This is a genomic window from Solihabitans fulvus (assembly GCF_008386585.1).
In the GTDB taxonomy this organism is placed as follows: Bacteria; Actinomycetota; Actinomycetes; order Mycobacteriales; family Pseudonocardiaceae; genus Solihabitans; species Solihabitans fulvus.
In genome coordinates this window covers 1-354 of sequence record NZ_VUOB01000330.1, presented here as the reverse complement: position 1 = coordinate 354, position 354 = coordinate 1, and the positions used below count along the sequence as shown (strand labels likewise).

Annotated in this window: 1 protein-coding gene; it reads left to right on the top strand. The window is 37.6% G+C overall.

Going from position 1 to position 354, the window contains the following annotated elements:
- The first annotated feature begins 31 nt into the window (after nucleotides 1-31).
- A complete protein-coding gene (locus tag F0L68_RS45980; protein ID WP_497857986.1) occupies nucleotides 32-229 on the top strand; it encodes a CDGSH iron-sulfur domain-containing protein in 198 nt (65 codons plus the stop codon).
- The last annotated feature ends 125 nt before the right edge of the window (nucleotides 230-354 follow it).

Sequence of the window (354 nt, the reverse complement as noted above, 5' to 3'; positions counted from 1 at the left end):
AAAAAAAGCCAGAGAAGCTGGCAGTGGTCAAATAAACCCTTGTATCAGGAAGGACATTAATAAAGTTGTAGACTTTATTGACATTGAGGATATAACTGAGAAGGCATCCCTTTGCAGATGCTGGAGGAGTAAAAATTGGCCTTATTGTGATGGTAGTCACGGTCCTCATAATAAAGAAACTGGCGACAACACCGGCCCAGTCGTTGTCAGACACAAACCAGCCAACTAAATACAAACAAATAAATAGCAAGTGTAGTTTTCAAAAAAGTTATGTAAAAACGAATTATTGCATTGTTTTATTGAAGATTAAGCATTTCTAATCATGGTTTGTTGCGTAAGTGCCTGAAGCGAAAC